This window comes from Winogradskyella rapida (genome assembly GCF_042675845.1).
GTDB classification, from domain to species: domain Bacteria; phylum Bacteroidota; class Bacteroidia; order Flavobacteriales; family Flavobacteriaceae; genus Winogradskyella; species Winogradskyella rapida.
This window is the reverse complement of sequence record NZ_JBHTKM010000017.1, coordinates 209617-226331: the sequence shown is the minus strand read 5'-3', so window position 1 is coordinate 226331 and position 16715 is coordinate 209617. Positions and strand designations below refer to the sequence as shown.

Here is a 16715-nt window from a genome sequence, read left to right as displayed (position 1 = left end):
ATTAGTATATTTATTCCTAATTTTGTTTACAAACTAAATAAAGCCCATTGAAAATCTCAAGAGAAGTTAAAACCGCAATCCTAGTCCTAGCAGGCATTGCCTTTTGTATCTACCTATTCACCTTTCTTAAAGGTGAAGACTTATTTGAAAATTCAAATACCTATTATACAGAATTCGATTATAACGCCCTTAGTATGTCGTCTCCAGTGACCATTAAAGGGAATAAGATAGGGAAGATAGAACATATTAAATACGATTACGAAACCGGTAAAACACGTATTGCATTTACCGTAAATCCTAAATTAAAATTTTCTAATAATAGTAAGGTAAGACTTTATCAAGATGGTCTTATGGGGGGGAATGCCCTAGCTATTGTTGAAGGAAATAGTGGTGTAAACGCAGAGCCAGGAGATTTTATTAAGTCGGAAGTAAAGCCCGGAATGATTTCATCATTAGAAAAGAATTTTTCAGGGATTAGTGAAGATTTAGGCGTTACCTTAAGATCTTCAGATACCTTATTAACCAATTTAAATGCCTTAGTTGTTGATGAGTCTGAAGACGGGCTTAAACAAACTATCGCAGAATTAAACGCAACACTTAAGTCTTTTAAAACGGTTGCATTTGCAGCGAATAACCTTATTAACGAGAACGATAAAAAAATCGCCTCGCTTTTAGAAAATTTTGATGCGACTAGTGCAGAATTAGCTATTTTAATAAAGGATCTTAATGAGGCAAAATTGTCTAATACGGTTAAAAATTTAGATGCTATGGTGGCCAAACTTAACGGTCTTGCTGCAGGTCTTGAAGCCGGAGAAGGAACTATGGGGAAATTATTAAAAGATGATGGCCTCTACACTAATTTAGATAATGCTTCTAAAGAGTTACAACTTTTACTTTTAGATATTAAATTACACCCTGCGCGCTACAGACGTATTTTGTCTAAAAGAGAAATTCCTTATGAAGCGCCTACGCCAGAGCAACTAAATAATAATTAAGCCGCCACTTATGGAATACGTACCGAATATCATTTTTGCTGTAATCCTAATTGTAGGGATTGGTTTTTTTGCACGTAATATTAAAAAACTGATTCGTAATATTAAATTAGGACAAGAGGTTGATGCCAGTGATAACAAACCACAACGCTGGAAAAACATGGCCTATATCGCTTTAGGTCAAAGTAAAATGGTAAAACGTCCCATTTCTGGTTTTCTGCATGTTATTGTTTATGTTGGTTTTATAATTATCAATATTGAAGTTTTAGAAATTATTATCGACGGGCTTTTCGGAACCCACCGTATAGGTTTATCCGTATTACCCAATGCGGTTTATGGGTTTTTAATAGGCACTTTTGAAATTTTAGCGGTTTTAGTGCTCGTGGCGGTAACTGTATTTTGGATTAGAAGAAACATCATAAAAATAAAACGTTTCTTAAGTTCAGAAATGAAAGGTTGGCCAAAGAGCGATGGAAATGTTATTCTATATTTTGAAGTGGTTTTAATGGCTTTATTTTTAATTATGAATGCCACGGATACCGAATTTCAAAACTTAGGGATTGGTAATGTCATTTCTCAATTTATTGCACCGCTCTTTGATGGGGTTTCTCCTGAAGGCTTAAGTGCTATTGAACGTACCGCATGGTGGTTACATATTGTAGGCATACTTATCTTTTTAAATTATTTATACTTTTCTAAGCACTTACATATTCTTTTAGCGTTTCCTAATGTGTATTTTGGAAAGGTGGAGCCTAAAGGAAAGTTTAATAACTTAGAGGCTGTCACGGCAGAGGTGAAATTAATGATGGATCCGGATGCCGATCCTTTTGCGGCAGCCCCAGAAGGCGCAGAAGACGACGTGCCTGCTAAATTTGGAGCGAGTGATGTTATGGATTTAAGCCAAATTCAATTGCTCAACGCTTATACTTGTACCGAGTGTGGACGTTGTACAAGTGAATGCCCGGCTAATCTTACCGGTAAAAAATTATCGCCTCGTAAAATCATGATGGATACGCGAGATCGTTTAGAGGAAGTTGGTAAAAATATTGATGCTAATAACGGTGAATTTAAAGACGATGGAAAACAACTTCTAGGTGATTATATTACCAATGAAGAGCTTTGGGCGTGTACGACGTGTAACGCTTGTGTAGAAGCCTGTCCGGTAAGTATTAATCCATTATCTATTATTATGGATATGCGTCGTTATTTAGTGATGGAGCAAAGTGCGGCTCCTATGGAATTAAATACAATGATGACCAATATAGAGAATAACGGTGCACCATGGCCATATAACCAAATGGACCGTCTGAATTGGAAAGATGAATAAGAATGAATTATTTTCTTAAATTAAAACCACGCATTAGACTGCAATTAGGAATTGTGGTCACGGTTTTATCTGCAATAGCCTTTTATTACATTTGGAATAATGATACCGGTTTTTTAGGTGGATTTATAGCAGGCGCTTTATTAGGTATCGGATTTGGGTTAATTGTAACCTATAAGAAAAAATAAGTGAGACATTATGAGCGAAGAACTTAAAGTGCCAACCATGGCAAAGTATATGGCAGAAGGCAAACAACCTGAAATTTTATTTTGGGTAGGTTCTGCTGGAAGTTATGATGATAGAGCAAAGAAAATAACCAAAGCTTTTGTAAAAATCTTAAATAAGGCTAAAGTCGATTTTGCTGTTTTAGGAACTGAAGAAAGTAACACTGGTGATGTGGCTAAACGTGCAGGAAACGAGTTTTTGTTTCAAATGCAAGCCGTTATGAATATTGAAGTGCTTAATTCTTATGAGGTAAAGCGTATTGTAACCTGTGATCCGCATTCTTTCAATTGTATAAAAAATGAATACCCTGGTCTCGGTGGGCAATATGAAGTTATTCACCATACGCAGTTTATAGAAGAACTTATTGCCTCAGGACGTTTAACTTTAGGGGGAGACACCTACAAAGGAAAACGGATTACTTTCCATGATCCTTGTTATTTAGGACGTGCCAATAGTGTTTACGACGCGCCTAGAGATGTGCTCAAAAAAACCAATGCCAACCTCATTGAAATGAAGCGCCATAAAGGAACAGCGTTATGCTGTGGAGCGGGAGGTGCACAAATGTTTAAAGATGCTGAACCTGGAAATAAGGAAATCAATGTTTTAAGAACAGAAGATGCTTTAGAGACGCAACCGGAAATTATTGCGACAGGCTGCCCGTATTGTAATACTATGATGACGGACGGTGTAAAGTTTAAAGAAAAAGAAGCTGAAATTAAAGTCATGGATATTGCAGAATTAATTGCCAACGCCTAAGCGATACAGTTATTAATTAGTCTGCGAATTTTATTCTAGCAGATCAATGTTTTTGGACTTTGTAGGATAGAATGGAGGCTTAACTTGAAAGTTTTTAGGTCTATCTTATTAATCGTGATTTAGCGTTCTACAGAAGTGGTTATTGGAACTTATGGGTATCATATCGATAGTTTTTTAACTTCAGCATTAAGGTTTCAAGAATTAAAATTGAGTTGTATTTATTTTTCGTCCTAAACATTAATAGTAAAATGACCTTTATAAATTCTCAAATGCAAACGGAAGACTTACCTCGTGTTGAAGATGTGATTCTTAAGCCCATTTCAAAAGCCTATTTAAAGATTATTGCCCTTAATAAATTACTTATTTATACGGTTTTAATAGGTTTCGTTTTTCTCGGTAAATATCTTATTGAAAACAAAGAAATCTACTTGCCTATAAGTATATGGTATGTTCTGTTGGCTGTGGTATTGTTTTGTGTGTTTAATTTTTTGGTGAGTTTTTTGGCCTTTCAAAAGCGTAAATATGCCCTAAGAACACATGATGTTATTTATGCAAAAGGTCTCCTAGTGCATAATAAAGTGACGGTACCGATTTCTAGAATTCAACATGTGGAAGAGTCAAGGAGTTGGTTGGCCCGTTATTTCGGATTGGCAACCCTTAAAATTTATACCGCAGGAGAGTCTGGTAGCGATTTAAGTATAAGTGGATTGCCGCACTTGGAAGCTACGCAAATTAAAGAGGTTATAAGCGCAAAGATTAATGGAGATAACTGATTTTTCACATCCCATACGGCAATCGTCAAAAGGAATTATAGTCATTTTTGCGTTTAAGACCATCTCATTCTTTAAAAAGTTCTTTGTGCTTTTTATTGCTTTTGGATTGTCCATCGTTAAAAATCAGACCTTAGGCGGAGTCACACCGTTTAGATTACTGTTAGGTCTTATCACGGTTTTAATCGTCATCTTAATCATAGCTATTTTAAAATATTTAAATTTTAAATTCCATTTAAGTGATGACGATTTCCATCTAGCTACGGGGGTAATTAATAAGGACAATACAATTATTCCGAAGTCTAAAATTCAGAATGTTTATATCAAGCAGAATTTTTTACAGCAAGTCATTAATGTAGTTTCTTTAAAAATAGAAACCGCCGGCGATAAAAAATCTGAAATAGAAATTAATGCCTTAGATAAAGCTACCGCCCTAGATTTAAAATTCAAGTTGTTTGCAAAAAACAATGTTATAAATGCTGTGGAAAGCCCTACACAAGCCGTAGGAAACGATCGTGATGTTTTTTTTAAAGTGACGCCTATCCGTTTGCTACTCGAAGGTATTTCTCAAAATCATTTTAAGAGTTTTTTATTAATAACCACTTTTGTTTTTGGTTTGTATACCGAATTGGAAGACTATCTGAAAGCCTTAAATATTGAAGAACGTATAGAGGACTATGTGAATTTTGATGAAGAGACGATCTTTAATTTAATACTTACCAATGCCATCTTAATTTTAGGTGCTGTATTATTTTCATTGCTCTTTTCTGTGGTAAAAACCTTTATCATAAATTTTAATCTTGAAGTGGTAGAGCACCAAAAGACCGTGGAGATTAATAAAGGCCTGTTTGATAAAGTGTCTTTAAGTTTAACGCCTAGCCGTATTCAGAATTTAGTGATTAGCACAAACCGTCTAAAACAAGCGTTAGGCTTACATACTTTGGCCGTAAAACAAGCTATGGTCAATGTTAAACAGCAAAAGAACTTTAATATAGTAGCCTTAGAAAAAGAACAGCTTCATTATTTAATCAATAAATTATTATCAGGGTACTTTGAAGAAGAAGGCGAAAAACGAAAACCACGTCCGTATTATATGCGGATTGCCGCTTTAGAAATGCTTTTATTTTTTACGGTTCTTAATGGCTTAGGGTTTGCCTTTTTAGGGATAGACGCGCTATGGGTTAACCTCATTTTTATACCCTTAGCAGTTTTGTACGTGCTTACGTCTTACCGAAAAGCCTATTATAGAATTTCGGAAAACTTTATTACCATAGGCAGTGGCGTTATTGATACGACCACTCAGATTCTAGAAATTCATAAAATTCAAAGTGTGAAACTTAAGCAAAGCATTTTTCAAAGACCAAGAAAGGTGGCTTCGCTTGTAATTTCAACCGCATCACAGTCTGTAACCATTCCCTATATTTCTAAATCTGAAGCCCTTTCAATATACAATTATTTGTTATATAAGGTGGAATCTCAAGACCGAGATTGGATGTAAAGTCTTATTTTTGTGTCTTAGAAAAAATAATTTTATGCTAGTTGATTTTAATACCCTCCCCGAAGAGTCTAGAGTTTGGATTTACCAAGCCAACCGTTCGTTTTCAGATGATGAAATTGTACAATTAAAAGGACAGTTAGAAACGTTTATAGAAGCGTGGACTGCTCACGGAAAAGATTTAAAAGCAGGCTTTAAATTAGTGTACAAAAGGTTTATCGTTATAGCGATGGATCAGTCTTTAAATAGCGCTACAGGTTGTTCTATTGATGCTTCCGTGAATTTTATTCAACAGTTAGAACAGCAGTACAACGTAGACCTTATGGATAAGATGAATGTATCTTACAAACAAGGAGAATTTATAGCCTATAAACCCTTAGTTGATTTTAAGAAAATGGCACAACAAAAAGCGGTGTCTAAAAATACAATTGTATTTAATAATTTGGTGACTAATATTGCCGAATTCAACGAAAACTGGGAGGTTCCCGCGAGCGAAAGTTGGCACAGTCGATTTATAAAATAAGACTTTCAAGATAAAAATTTTTATATCTCAACAAGAATAGTCACTTTTACATTACAGATTAAAGGACTAACCCAAAACCTCAATTGTGGCTACAGACATTTTTTTATTAAACATTTCAGGACAAGATAAACCAGGATTAACTTCAAGCTTAACCAGCGTATTAGCAGAGTATGATGCTAAAGTTTTAGATATTGGTCAAGCAAATATTCATGATACCCTTTCTCTAGGGATTATGTTTGAAATAAAATCAGGAAAAAAATCGGCAGCCGTACTTAAGGATTTATTGTTTAAGGCTTACGAGTTGGAGTTGACCGCAAAGTTTTCTCCCATATCCTTAGAAGATTATGAAGATTGGGTGAACCTTCAAGGGAAGGATCGTTATATTGTAACCATAGTTGGCGAACGTTTAGCGGCGGTTCAAATTTCTGAAGTTACTAAAGTTATTTCAGAAAAAAACCTGAATATCGATTCTATTAAACGTCTTACAGGGCGTACGTCTTTAATTAATAAAGAAGAATATCCTAGAGCATCCATACAACTATCAATTCGTGGTCGAATAGGAGATAAGTCCGATTTTACTGAAAAAATGATGGCTATTTCTAGAGAGTTAGATGTTGATATCGCTTTCCAAGAAGATAATATCTTTAGACGCAATAGACGTTTGGTATGTTTTGATATGGATTCGACCTTAATTCAGACTGAAGTCATTGACGAATTAGCTGAATTAGCAGGTGTTGGTAATGAAGTAAAAGCCATTACAGAAGCCGCGATGCAAGGCGAAATTGATTTTAATGAAAGTTTTAAAAGACGAATGAAACTTTTAGAAGGCTTAAGCGAATCTGTTTTACAGGAAGTGGCAGAACGTTTGCCAATTACTAAAGGCGCAAAACGTCTTATAGATACCTTACATTACTACGGGTTTAAAACCGCTATTTTATCGGGTGGATTTACCTATTTTGGCCACTACCTACAAGAAAAATTAGATATAGATTACGTCTACGCTAACCAATTAGAAATTAAAGATGGTGCCTTAACAGGAGGCTACCTTGGTGATATTGTAGATGGTAATAAAAAAGCAGAATACTTACAATTGTTAGCTGATAATATGCACATAGATATTAGTCAAACCATTGCTGTTGGTGACGGTGCTAATGATCTACCAATGCTAAACTTAGCGGGCTTAGGGATTGCATTTCATGCCAAGCCTAAGGTTAAGGATAGTGCTCAGAGTTCTATTTCTAGTATTGGTTTAGATGGGGTACTGTACTTATTAGGCTACCACGACCGTCAAATTGATTTGGTGTCTGAAGGCTAAACAACGCCCTTTAAAATCGATATATAAATCTATCTTAAAGTCTTTTTAACTTCCTTTTAATTATGGTAATTTGGCACAATAATCGATGTCATTTTACGTACTAAATTTATAATCTTTAAAGATTGCTAATGCGATATATTGCCCTTTTTCTAATTTGTGGTTGTTTTCAATTTCTTTTTGCTCAAAACAGCGCGCGTCATCCCCTTCAAACTACCGATTCTATTCAACAAAAGAAATGGGTGGATAGCCTGTATAATGCGATGTCTGTAGAAGAGCGTATTGGACAGCTTTTTATGGTGCAGGTATTTTCTAATAAAGGAAGAGCTCATGAGACTAAGATTGCGCAATTAATAAAGAATCAACATATAGGGGGATTAATTTATTCTAATGGAGGTCCTGTGCGTCAAGCCCAATTGAATAATGAGCTTCAGGCAGCCTCTAAGGTGCCGTTATTAATAGGAATGGATGCCGAATGGGGACTAAGTATGCGCTTAGATTCTACTTATGCTTTTCCTTGGAATATGACGCTTGGCGCTATTTCCGATCCTAAATTGGTAGAGCAAGCCGGACGACAAATAGGCGAGCATTGCAAACGCCTTGGGGTGCATTTTAATTTTGCACCAGCCGTAGATATCAATACCAATCCTAAGAACCCTATAATCGGAAACCGTTCGTTTGGTGAAGACCGTGATAATGTTACCGAAAAAGGATTGGCCTTTATGAAAGGTATGCAAAGTGCAGGAACCTTAGCCAATGCGAAACATTTTCCTGGGCATGGGGATACAGAAGACGATTCGCATTTAAAACTACCGACCATTAATTTTAGTGCGAAACGAATCGATTCTATAGAGATCTATCCTTACCGAACCCTTATAAAAGAAGGATTAGCAAGTGTTATGGTGGCGCATCTTAATGTACCAAGTTTAGAAGCACGTAGAGATTTTCCATCGTCATTATCTAAACATATTGTCACCGATATTTTAAAAGAACAGTTGGGTTTTAATGGCCTAATTTTCACGGATGCTTTAACCATGAAAGGGGCAGCGGATTATGTGGCACGAGATGTTGATGGGTCTAAAACAAAAAGTTTGGTAAAAGGAGGCGAAATCGATTTGATGGCCTTTTTAGCAGGTAACGATGTGATGCTCATGTCTGAAGATCCTGCTGCAGGTATTGCAAAATTTGCCGAAGCTCTTAATCAAGGGGTGATTACGGAAGAACGTTTAGCTTATTCTGTAAAGAAAATATTGATGGCTAAATACAAAGTTGGACTTCAGAATTACTCACCAATAGGGATTTATAATTTAAAAAATGATCTCAATAGATTAAAGGACGATTTGCTATATGAAGAGCTTATGGAAAACGCCCTTACAGTGGTAAAAAATAATAACGACTTGTTGCCTTTTAGAGATTTAGAAACTAAGAAAATAGCGTATGTGGCCTTAGGTGACGACTCAGGCTCTGTTTTTCTTGAATCTTTAAAGAAATACACTAAAGTTCATGAGATTAAAGCTAAAAAATTAGATGAAGTCATTGCTAAACTTCAGAATTATAATACGGTTGTTGTTGGCTTTCACAAATCGAATGCGAACCCTTGGAAGAGTTATAAGTTTTCTCAAAAAGAAATGGCATGGTTATATGAAATTGCACGCACCAATACGGTGGTTTTAGATGTCTTTGCCAGACCTTATGCTTTAAACGATTTGCTTACTGTAGAGAATATTGAAAGTGTGGTGGTCAGCTATCAAAATAGTACTATTGCACAAGAAAAATCAGCGCAGTTAATTTTCGGTGCTATCGATGCTAAAGGTAAATTACCGGTAAGTGCAGGTCCGTTTTTCCCTGTCGGTACGGGGAAAAGCTATAATTCTATTATGAGTTTAAGTTATGGTTTGCCAGAACGCGTGGGGATGGATTCTGATCGTTTATTACGCATAGATTCCATAGCCAATTATGCGATAGAAGGAAAAATGACGCCAGGTATTCAAATCTTAGTCGCCCGAAAAGGGAAGGTGGTTTACAGTAAGAATTTTGGGTATCATACTTATAAAAAGAAGAATCCTGTAGATTTTAATGACCTCTACGATGTGGCGTCTTTAACCAAAATTTTAGCCACGCTTCCTGTGTTAATGGAGTTAGAAGAGCAAGGTTCTGTGAGTTTAGACGATAAATTAGGCGATTTAATGCCGGAGTTTAAAACCACCAACAAAAAGAATATTACCTTAAAAAAGATGTTATCGCATTACGCACGTCTTAAGCCATGGGTGCCATTTTATTATGCCACTTTAGATTCGCTAACCAAATTACCAGATCCTAAATATTACAAATTCAAAAGTACAGAGGGGTATAGAACAGAGGTTACGAGCACCTTATTTATGCGTGATGATTATCAAGATACGATACAAAAAATTATCAGAGATAGTGATTTGTTACCGAGTTTAAGATACCGTTATAGCGATTTACCGTATTACATCTTAAAAAAATATTTGGAAGATTTCTACGCGAAACCGCTAAGTGAAATCACGGAAGATCGTTTTTATAAAGCACTAGGGGCTAATTATACCACCTATAATCCAAGAAAGAAATTCAGTTTAAAGGATATTGTTCCTACGGAAATTGATAACTACTACCGTTATAAAGAAGTTCATGGTTATGTGCATGATATGGGAGCAGCAATGCAAAATGGGGTAGGCGGACATGCTGGTGTGTTTAGTAATGCTAATGACGTGGCTAAGATTATGCAAATGTACTTGCAAAAAGGGTTTTACGGAGGAAAGCGCTACTTAGATCCTGAAACTATTGATAAGTTTAACTACTGCTATTATTGTGGAAATAATAATAGACGTGGTATAGGTTTCGATAAACCTCAATTAGGCGATGAAGGACCAACATGCGGTTGTTTATCTATGACTAGTTTTGGACACTCAGGCTTTACAGGGACCTATGCTTGGGCCGATCCGGAAGAAGAAATTGTTTATGTGTTTTTGGCCAACCGAACGTATCCTGAAGCGGGTAAAAACTTATTGCTGAGAGAAAATATACGGACTGAAATACAACGTTTAATTTACGAAGCTATTATAGACTAAAGGGCGCTGTATTAGAGCGATACTTTAGGAACACTTTCTAAGTTTGAAATTATTAGGAAGGTGAAAGGGGTATGATTTACAATTTATAAGGCATCTACAGAAAGGAGTCTGAATAAATTACGACTATAACCTCAGATTTGGGCTGCGGCGCAGGTCATTTTAATATTAAATACAAAAAATGAAAATAGGAATTGTTTGTTACCCAACATTTGGAGGTAGTGGTGTCGTCGCTACAGAATTAGGTTTAGAATTGTCTAAACGTGGTCACGAAATTCATTTTATCACCTACAGCCAACCGGTACGTTTAGAATTGTTGAGTAATAATGTTCATTTTCATGAAGTTCATGTACCCGAATATCCTTTATTTTTATATCAACCTTACGAGCTGGCCTTATCCAGTAAATTAGTGGATATGGTAAAACTGCACGGTATAGAATTATTACATGTGCATTATGCCATTCCGCATGCTTATGCCGCTTATATGGCCCAGCAAATGTTAAAAGATGAAGGGATTTATGTGCCTATCGTTACCACCTTACATGGTACGGACATTACGCTTGTAGGAAGTCATCCGTTTTATAAACCAGCCGTAACCTTTAGTATCAATAAATCTAATGCCGTAACTTCTGTTTCAGAAAGTTTAAAGCAAGATACCATGCGTTTGTTCGATATTAAAAATGAAATTTCTGTCGTTCCTAATTTTATCGATTTAGAAAAACACGAACCTAAGTTTACCGATTGTCAACGTGGGATGATGGCAGAAGATGATGAGCGCATCATTACGCATATTAGTAATTTTAGAGAAGTAAAACGTATTCCCGATGTTATTAAGGTGTTTTATAACATTCAAAAAGCATTACCAGCCAAATTAATGATGGTCGGTGAGGGGCCAGAAAAAGAAGCTGCTGAACGATTGGCTGAAGAATTAGGAATCAGTGAACGCGTTATTTTCTTCGGAAATAGTAATGAAATAGATAGAATTCTCTGCTTTAGTGATTTGTTTTTATTACCCTCTCAAACCGAAAGTTTTGGTTTAGCGGCTTTAGAAGCTATGGCTAGCAGTGTTCCTGTAATTTCTACAAATACAGGAGGTTTATCAGAGGTTAATGAAGATGGGTATTCCGGTTATTTGAGTGATGTTAATGCGATACACGATATGTCTGATAATGCCTTAAAAATCCTTACAGACATCAAAACCCTAGAAACCTTTAAAAGTAATGCAAAATTACAATCGCAAAAATTCGATTTGCGTAATATTGTTCCTATGTACGAAAAAATTTATGAGGAAACTTTAAAAGCATTTTTAGTGACGGAATAAATGGATTCTTTCATAAAGAACTTAGTTAAATACTAATAAAAAAGGCTTCTCATTGAGAAGCCTTTTTTATTTAAGCTTTAAGGTGTTTTACCAAAGGTCGCTGACCTCTTGTTTAATATACGCAAGAGCAGCATTACTTGGAGCAGGTTTATCCATAAGTTCGGTTAATACCATTTCTCGTAATTTTGAGGCATTTTCCGTAGTATCGGGTAGGGCCGCTTTTCTAATAAGTTGAATGGTGGCATTTTTAGCCGCAATAGTGATAGACCAACATTGATCACTCACATAAATTTGTTGCGTTAAATTATGCTCTAATTCTTGCTCTATCGTTGCAATAAGTAAACTTTCGTAATCGGTTTTACTCGTAGAAGTTGGGTGAACACGCGTTAGAAGTTTAGAAGGCGAGATGCGTTCTAAAAAAAGTGTCATTCGTTCATAGGCTTGTAAACGTAGGGGTAAACTTTCTTTCTGCAGATCTTTATGCATTAAAAAATGCCGTCTATTATTTTCATTGTTTACGTGTTGCTTAAAAAAATAGTATGCCATAGCGCCTACAAGAGCTGCAGGTGCAATATTAAAAAGTAAGTCTATAATCCTGTCAAGATCCATTGAAATAGATTTTTTATTGAGTTAACATTAATTGATTCCCGGTTATAACGCTTCCCCTATTAAGGGTACCTTATAACGCCAAACTGTAAAGTTAATTTAATTTAAAGATTTAGAAATTTTATCTCCAAAAATATGAAGCATAAATATAAGAAATTAGCAATACTAGGGATTGTCCTTCTCTGTCTTGTTGGGGGATTAACCTATGTGGCTAATTATGTGGTAAGTCAAAAACTAGAAGCCGCCTTGGCTGATTTGAGTCCAACCGTAAAAGTAACGTATAAGGATCTTCATGTGGCCTTATGGGGAGGAGATGTGTCGCTTTCTCAACCTAAAGTTGTGTTAAGCGGAAAAACAACGGGTAAAACCTTATTAGATGCGCAATTGCAAACCATAGAATTGAATGATTTAAGTTATTGGGATTATATCGTGCATAATGAAATTACAGCTAAAAATTTAAATGTGGTAAAGCTCATTGCGACCTATAACCATAATCCTGTTGTGACGCGTAGTAGTTATGAGCAAAGCTTTTTAGAGGGATTAACACAGAATATTACCATTGAAAGTCTAGCTTTAAAGCAAGCCGGTATTTTAATCAAGAATGCTGTAAATGATAGTGTTATCTTGAGTACTTCAGATTTAAACTTTAAAATTTCAGAATTAAAAATTAAGGCCGAAGCCCAAAATAAAGACGAAAAGCTAGAGTTCAAATCCTATCACCTTCAAACTAAAGCTTTAAATTTTGCAGCAAACCCCTATGAAGATTTAGCTATTGATAGTGTTGATATTACCAACCATACGGCCCGTTTAAGCGGATTTCAATTCCGTACCAAATATTCAAAACCAGAATATGATGCAGTGTTAAAAAAAGAGCGCGATCATTTTAAGGTGTTTATTAAAGACATTGAATTGCAAGATTTAGATTTTGGATTTAATCAAGAAGAGCGCTTTTACTTCACGTCTAAATCTGTGCTTTTAAACACGCCTAAAGCTGAAATTTATAGAAATAAATTACTTCCTGATGATACCAGTACAAAATTACTCTACAGCCGCATGTTGCGAGACTTAGATTTTCAGCTCGGATTAGAAACCTTAAAAATTAAAAATGGGACGTTGTCTTATTTAGAGAAAGTGAAAGTAGATGAACCAGCGGGTCGCTTAGATTTTACAGAGATGAATGCCCGCATTTGGCATTTAGGAAATACATTTTTAGATGAAGACACTGTGATTAGTATTAACACACAATTTATGGATAGTGCGACTTTAAATGTAGATTGGAATTTTAAGGTAGCCGATTCTACGGATCAATTCATTTTTAAAGCCGATTTACAAAATTTTAAAGCGTCAGAATTAGCTCAATTCACCAAACCTAATCTTAATGTGGATCTTCAAGGAGAGTTGCTACAAACTTATTTCACTATTGGAGGAGATTCTAGAGTGGGGCAAATAGACTTAAAAGTGAATTATGACGATTTTAAAGTCGCTATTTTAAGAAAAGACGGAAAGGAAAAAAACAAGCTCTTATCAACGCTAGTGAATCTATTTGTTTCTAAAGATAGTGATGATGAAAAAAATAATTATCGTTTTGGACATTCAGAATCCGTAGAACGCGATACTACCAAATCGGTTTTTAATTTTGTATGGTTAAATATTAAAGCGGCTTTAATTTCTGCTATGGCGGGTGATGGGGAAAAGGAGTCCTAAATTGAAGCGACTCTTAATAACATTCTTAATAAATTATAGCAATTCAATGCGGAAAACTATGAGACTATCCGTAAATTTACAGCTTCAAAAAATATTAGATTGGAAAAGTATCTTAGTCAACTTAATGAGGCGCAATTGGCGCCTACCATACAGATTGATGGCCCAATGATTATCATTGCTGGTGCAGGTTCTGGTAAAACACGTGTGCTTACATTTCGTATTGCTTATCTTATGAGCAAAGGAATTGATGCCTTTAATATTTTGGCCTTAACCTTTACCAATAAGGCGGCCAAGGAAATGAAAGGTAGAATTGCAGACATCGTAGGAAGCAGTGAAGCTAAAAATCTTTGGATGGGAACCTTTCACTCTGTTTTTGCCAAGATTTTACGTTTTGAAGGGCACCATTTAGGGTATCCGAGTAATTTTACAATTTACGATACCCAAGATTCTCAAAAATTAATGGGGTCTATTATAAAAGAAATGGGACTCGATAAGGACATCTATAAAACCAAACAGGTTTATAGCCGTATCTCGTCTTATAAAAATAACTTAGTAACCGTAAAAGCGTATTATAAAAACCCTGAATTAATGGAGGCCGATGCTATGGCAAGACGTCCAAGAATGGGGGAGATTTATAAAGAATACGTGGATCGTTGTTTTAAGGCGGGAGCCATGGATTTTGATGACTTACTACTAAGAACTAACGAACTTTTAACCCGTTTTCCTGCGGTATTAGCGCAATACCAAGACCGTTTTAGATATATCATGGTAGATGAGTATCAAGATACCAACCACTCGCAATATCTAATTGTAAGAGCATTAGCAGATCGTTTTCAAAATATTTGTGTCGTAGGGGATGATGCCCAAAGTATCTATGCCTTCCGTGGTGCCAATATTAGTAATATTTTAAATTTCCAAAAAGATTACGACGGGGTTAAGATGTACCGCTTAGAGCAGAATTACCGCTCTACTAAATGTATAGTTGGAGCAGCAAACTCTGTTATAGAGCACAACCAAACTAAATTAGATAAGGTTGTTTGGACGGCTAATGATGAAGGTGAAAAAGTAAAAGTTCACCGCGCATTAACCGATGGTGATGAAGGGCGTTATGTGGCCAGTACCATTTGGGAAACTAAAATGAATGAGCAACTGAACAACAGTGATTTTGCCGTTTTATACCGTACCAATGCGCAGTCTAGGGCTATTGAAGATGCCTTACGTAAACGCGATATTCCATATCGTATTTATGGTGGTTTATCGTTCTACCAACGTAAAGAGATTAAAGATTTAACGGCCTATCTACGTTTAGTGCTCAACCCTTCCGATGAGGAAGCTTTAAAACGTGTTATCAATTATCCAGCACGTGGTATTGGGCAAACTACGGTAGACCGCTTAATTGTGGCGGCTAATACCTATGGGAAAACTATTTTTGAGATTTTACAAAACATCGATAAAGTAGATATAAACATCAATGGGGGAACAAAAAATAAGTTGAAAGATTTTGTGACACTTATTGAGAGTTACCAAGTGATGAATAAAACAGCGAATGCCTTTGACTTGGCTGAGCATGTTACAAAAACCAGTGGTTTAATTAGAGAACTGAACAAGGACGCAACACCAGAAGGTGTGGTGAAGATGGATAACGTTCAAGAATTATTAAACGGTATTAAAGATTTCGTTGAAGGACAAATTGAATTGGCTGATGCAGGTGATTCTTTAGCTGAATTCTTAGAGGATATTGCTCTAGCGACCGATTTAGACGGTGACAAGGGAGATCCGGATCACGTGGCATTAATGACCATTCACTTGGCAAAAGGATTAGAGTTCGGACACGTATTTATCGTGGGAATGGAAGAAGATTTGTTTCCAAGTGGCATGAGTATGAACACAAGAAGTGAACTTGAAGAAGAACGCCGTTTATTTTATGTGGCTTTAACAAGAGCCGAAAAACAAGCTTATTTAACTTATACCTTATCGCGTTACCGATGGGGAAAATTAATAGACGCAGAACCAAGTCGATTTATTGAAGAAATTGACGAGGAATTTGTAAATATCGTAACACCCTTAAAACAACAACGTGTCAACCCAATGTTAGACGATTCTATCTTTGGAGACATAGAACCTAATCGCATTCGATTTGCGAAACCAAAAACAGCAAAAATTTTGAGAAAAGATTCTAAGAAGAAACCTGAAAAATTTCAAATTAGTACCCCAAAAAAAATGAAACCCCTTGCCGATACTGACAACAGTGCAAGCTCTTTTGATACCAAATTAAAAGAAGGAAACACCGTAAATCACGATCGATTTGGTAGAGGTGAAGTTTTAAAACTAGAAGGCACCGGCGCTGACGCTAAAGCTGAAATAAAATTTCAGAATGGCGATGTCAAAAAACTTTTATTGCGTTTTGCTAAATTAGATATCTTACGTACCAAATAAAGATGATGATTTAATAGGAGCGTTAATGCTCAACTATTGAAACTATTCAAAATATTTAACCCAATTTAGAGTGCTTATAAAGCCTTTAAGTTGGGTTTCTTTTTTCTTTCATAGAATCACATATAGAATGACGATTAAGGGTTAAAATTTTGATAGCGACTTATC

The 16715-nt window shown here is 35.8% G+C and carries 13 protein-coding genes; 12 read left to right on the top strand and 1 reads right to left on the bottom strand.

Going from position 1 to position 16715, the window contains the following annotated elements:
- Window positions 1-47: 47 nt before the first annotated feature.
- The 10 genes from ACFQ13_RS04810 (at window position 48) to bshA (ending at window position 11804) form a co-directional block, all read left to right on the top strand.
- A complete protein-coding gene (locus ACFQ13_RS04810; RefSeq protein ID WP_386114663.1) occupies window positions 48-995 on the top strand; it encodes an MlaD family protein in 948 nt (315 codons plus the stop codon).
- A gap of 10 nt (window positions 996-1005) precedes the next feature.
- Complete coding sequence (locus tag ACFQ13_RS04805) at window positions 1006-2319, top strand: 4Fe-4S dicluster domain-containing protein (RefSeq protein WP_386114661.1); 1314 nt, start codon at window positions 1006-1008, stop codon at window positions 2317-2319.
- A gap of 2 nt (window positions 2320-2321) precedes the next feature.
- Window positions 2322-2504: a hypothetical protein gene (locus tag ACFQ13_RS04800; RefSeq protein WP_114309482.1), complete on the top strand. Its 183-nt coding sequence runs from the start codon at window positions 2322-2324 to the stop codon at window positions 2502-2504.
- 10 nt (window positions 2505-2514) lie between these two features.
- On the top strand, window positions 2515-3297 hold the full coding sequence (locus ACFQ13_RS04795; RefSeq protein ID WP_386114659.1) for a (Fe-S)-binding protein: 783 nt from the start codon (window positions 2515-2517) through the stop codon (window positions 3295-3297).
- Between the two features lie 248 nt (window positions 3298-3545).
- Window positions 3546-4070, top strand: coding sequence for a PH domain-containing protein (locus ACFQ13_RS04790; RefSeq protein WP_386114657.1), 525 nt, complete (start codon window positions 3546-3548; stop codon window positions 4068-4070).
- Window positions 4057-5565: a PH domain-containing protein gene (locus ACFQ13_RS04785; RefSeq protein WP_386114655.1), complete on the top strand. Its 1509-nt coding sequence runs from the start codon at window positions 4057-4059 to the stop codon at window positions 5563-5565. The genes ACFQ13_RS04790 and ACFQ13_RS04785 overlap by 14 nt, the downstream gene beginning before the upstream one ends.
- A 34-nt stretch (window positions 5566-5599) precedes the next feature.
- Complete coding sequence (locus ACFQ13_RS04780; RefSeq protein WP_114309486.1) at window positions 5600-6085, top strand: ABC transporter ATPase; 486 nt, start codon at window positions 5600-5602, stop codon at window positions 6083-6085.
- Window positions 6086-6170: 85 nt separating this feature from the next.
- Window positions 6171-7400, top strand: coding sequence for a phosphoserine phosphatase SerB (gene serB, locus ACFQ13_RS04775; protein WP_386114653.1), 1230 nt, complete (start codon window positions 6171-6173; stop codon window positions 7398-7400).
- A gap of 128 nt (window positions 7401-7528) precedes the next feature.
- Complete coding sequence (locus ACFQ13_RS04770; RefSeq protein ID WP_386114651.1) at window positions 7529-10486, top strand: glycoside hydrolase family 3 N-terminal domain-containing protein; 2958 nt, start codon at window positions 7529-7531, stop codon at window positions 10484-10486.
- A gap of 178 nt (window positions 10487-10664) precedes the next feature.
- A complete protein-coding gene (gene bshA / locus ACFQ13_RS04765) occupies window positions 10665-11804 on the top strand; it encodes an N-acetyl-alpha-D-glucosaminyl L-malate synthase BshA (protein WP_386114648.1) in 1140 nt (379 codons plus the stop codon).
- Window positions 11805-11891: 87 nt separating this feature from the next.
- On the opposite strand, the gene ACFQ13_RS04760 is transcribed toward bshA, so the two are convergent.
- Window positions 11892-12413: a DUF7935 family protein gene (locus ACFQ13_RS04760; RefSeq protein ID WP_386114645.1), complete on the bottom strand. Its 522-nt coding sequence runs from the start codon at window positions 12411-12413 to the stop codon at window positions 11892-11894.
- Between the two features lie 132 nt (window positions 12414-12545).
- Here ACFQ13_RS04760 and ACFQ13_RS04755 point away from each other — a divergent pair, with 132 nt between their 5' ends.
- Together ACFQ13_RS04755 and ACFQ13_RS04750 are read left to right on the top strand one after the other, a co-directional pair.
- Window positions 12546-14114: a hypothetical protein gene (locus ACFQ13_RS04755; RefSeq protein ID WP_386114643.1), complete on the top strand. Its 1569-nt coding sequence runs from the start codon at window positions 12546-12548 to the stop codon at window positions 14112-14114.
- A gap of 99 nt (window positions 14115-14213) precedes the next feature.
- The gene (locus ACFQ13_RS04750) at window positions 14214-16550 is read left to right on the top strand and encodes an ATP-dependent helicase (RefSeq protein WP_386114640.1); all 2337 of its coding nucleotides are present in this window, start codon (window positions 14214-14216) and stop codon (window positions 16548-16550) included.
- The last annotated feature ends 165 nt before the right edge of the window (window positions 16551-16715 follow it).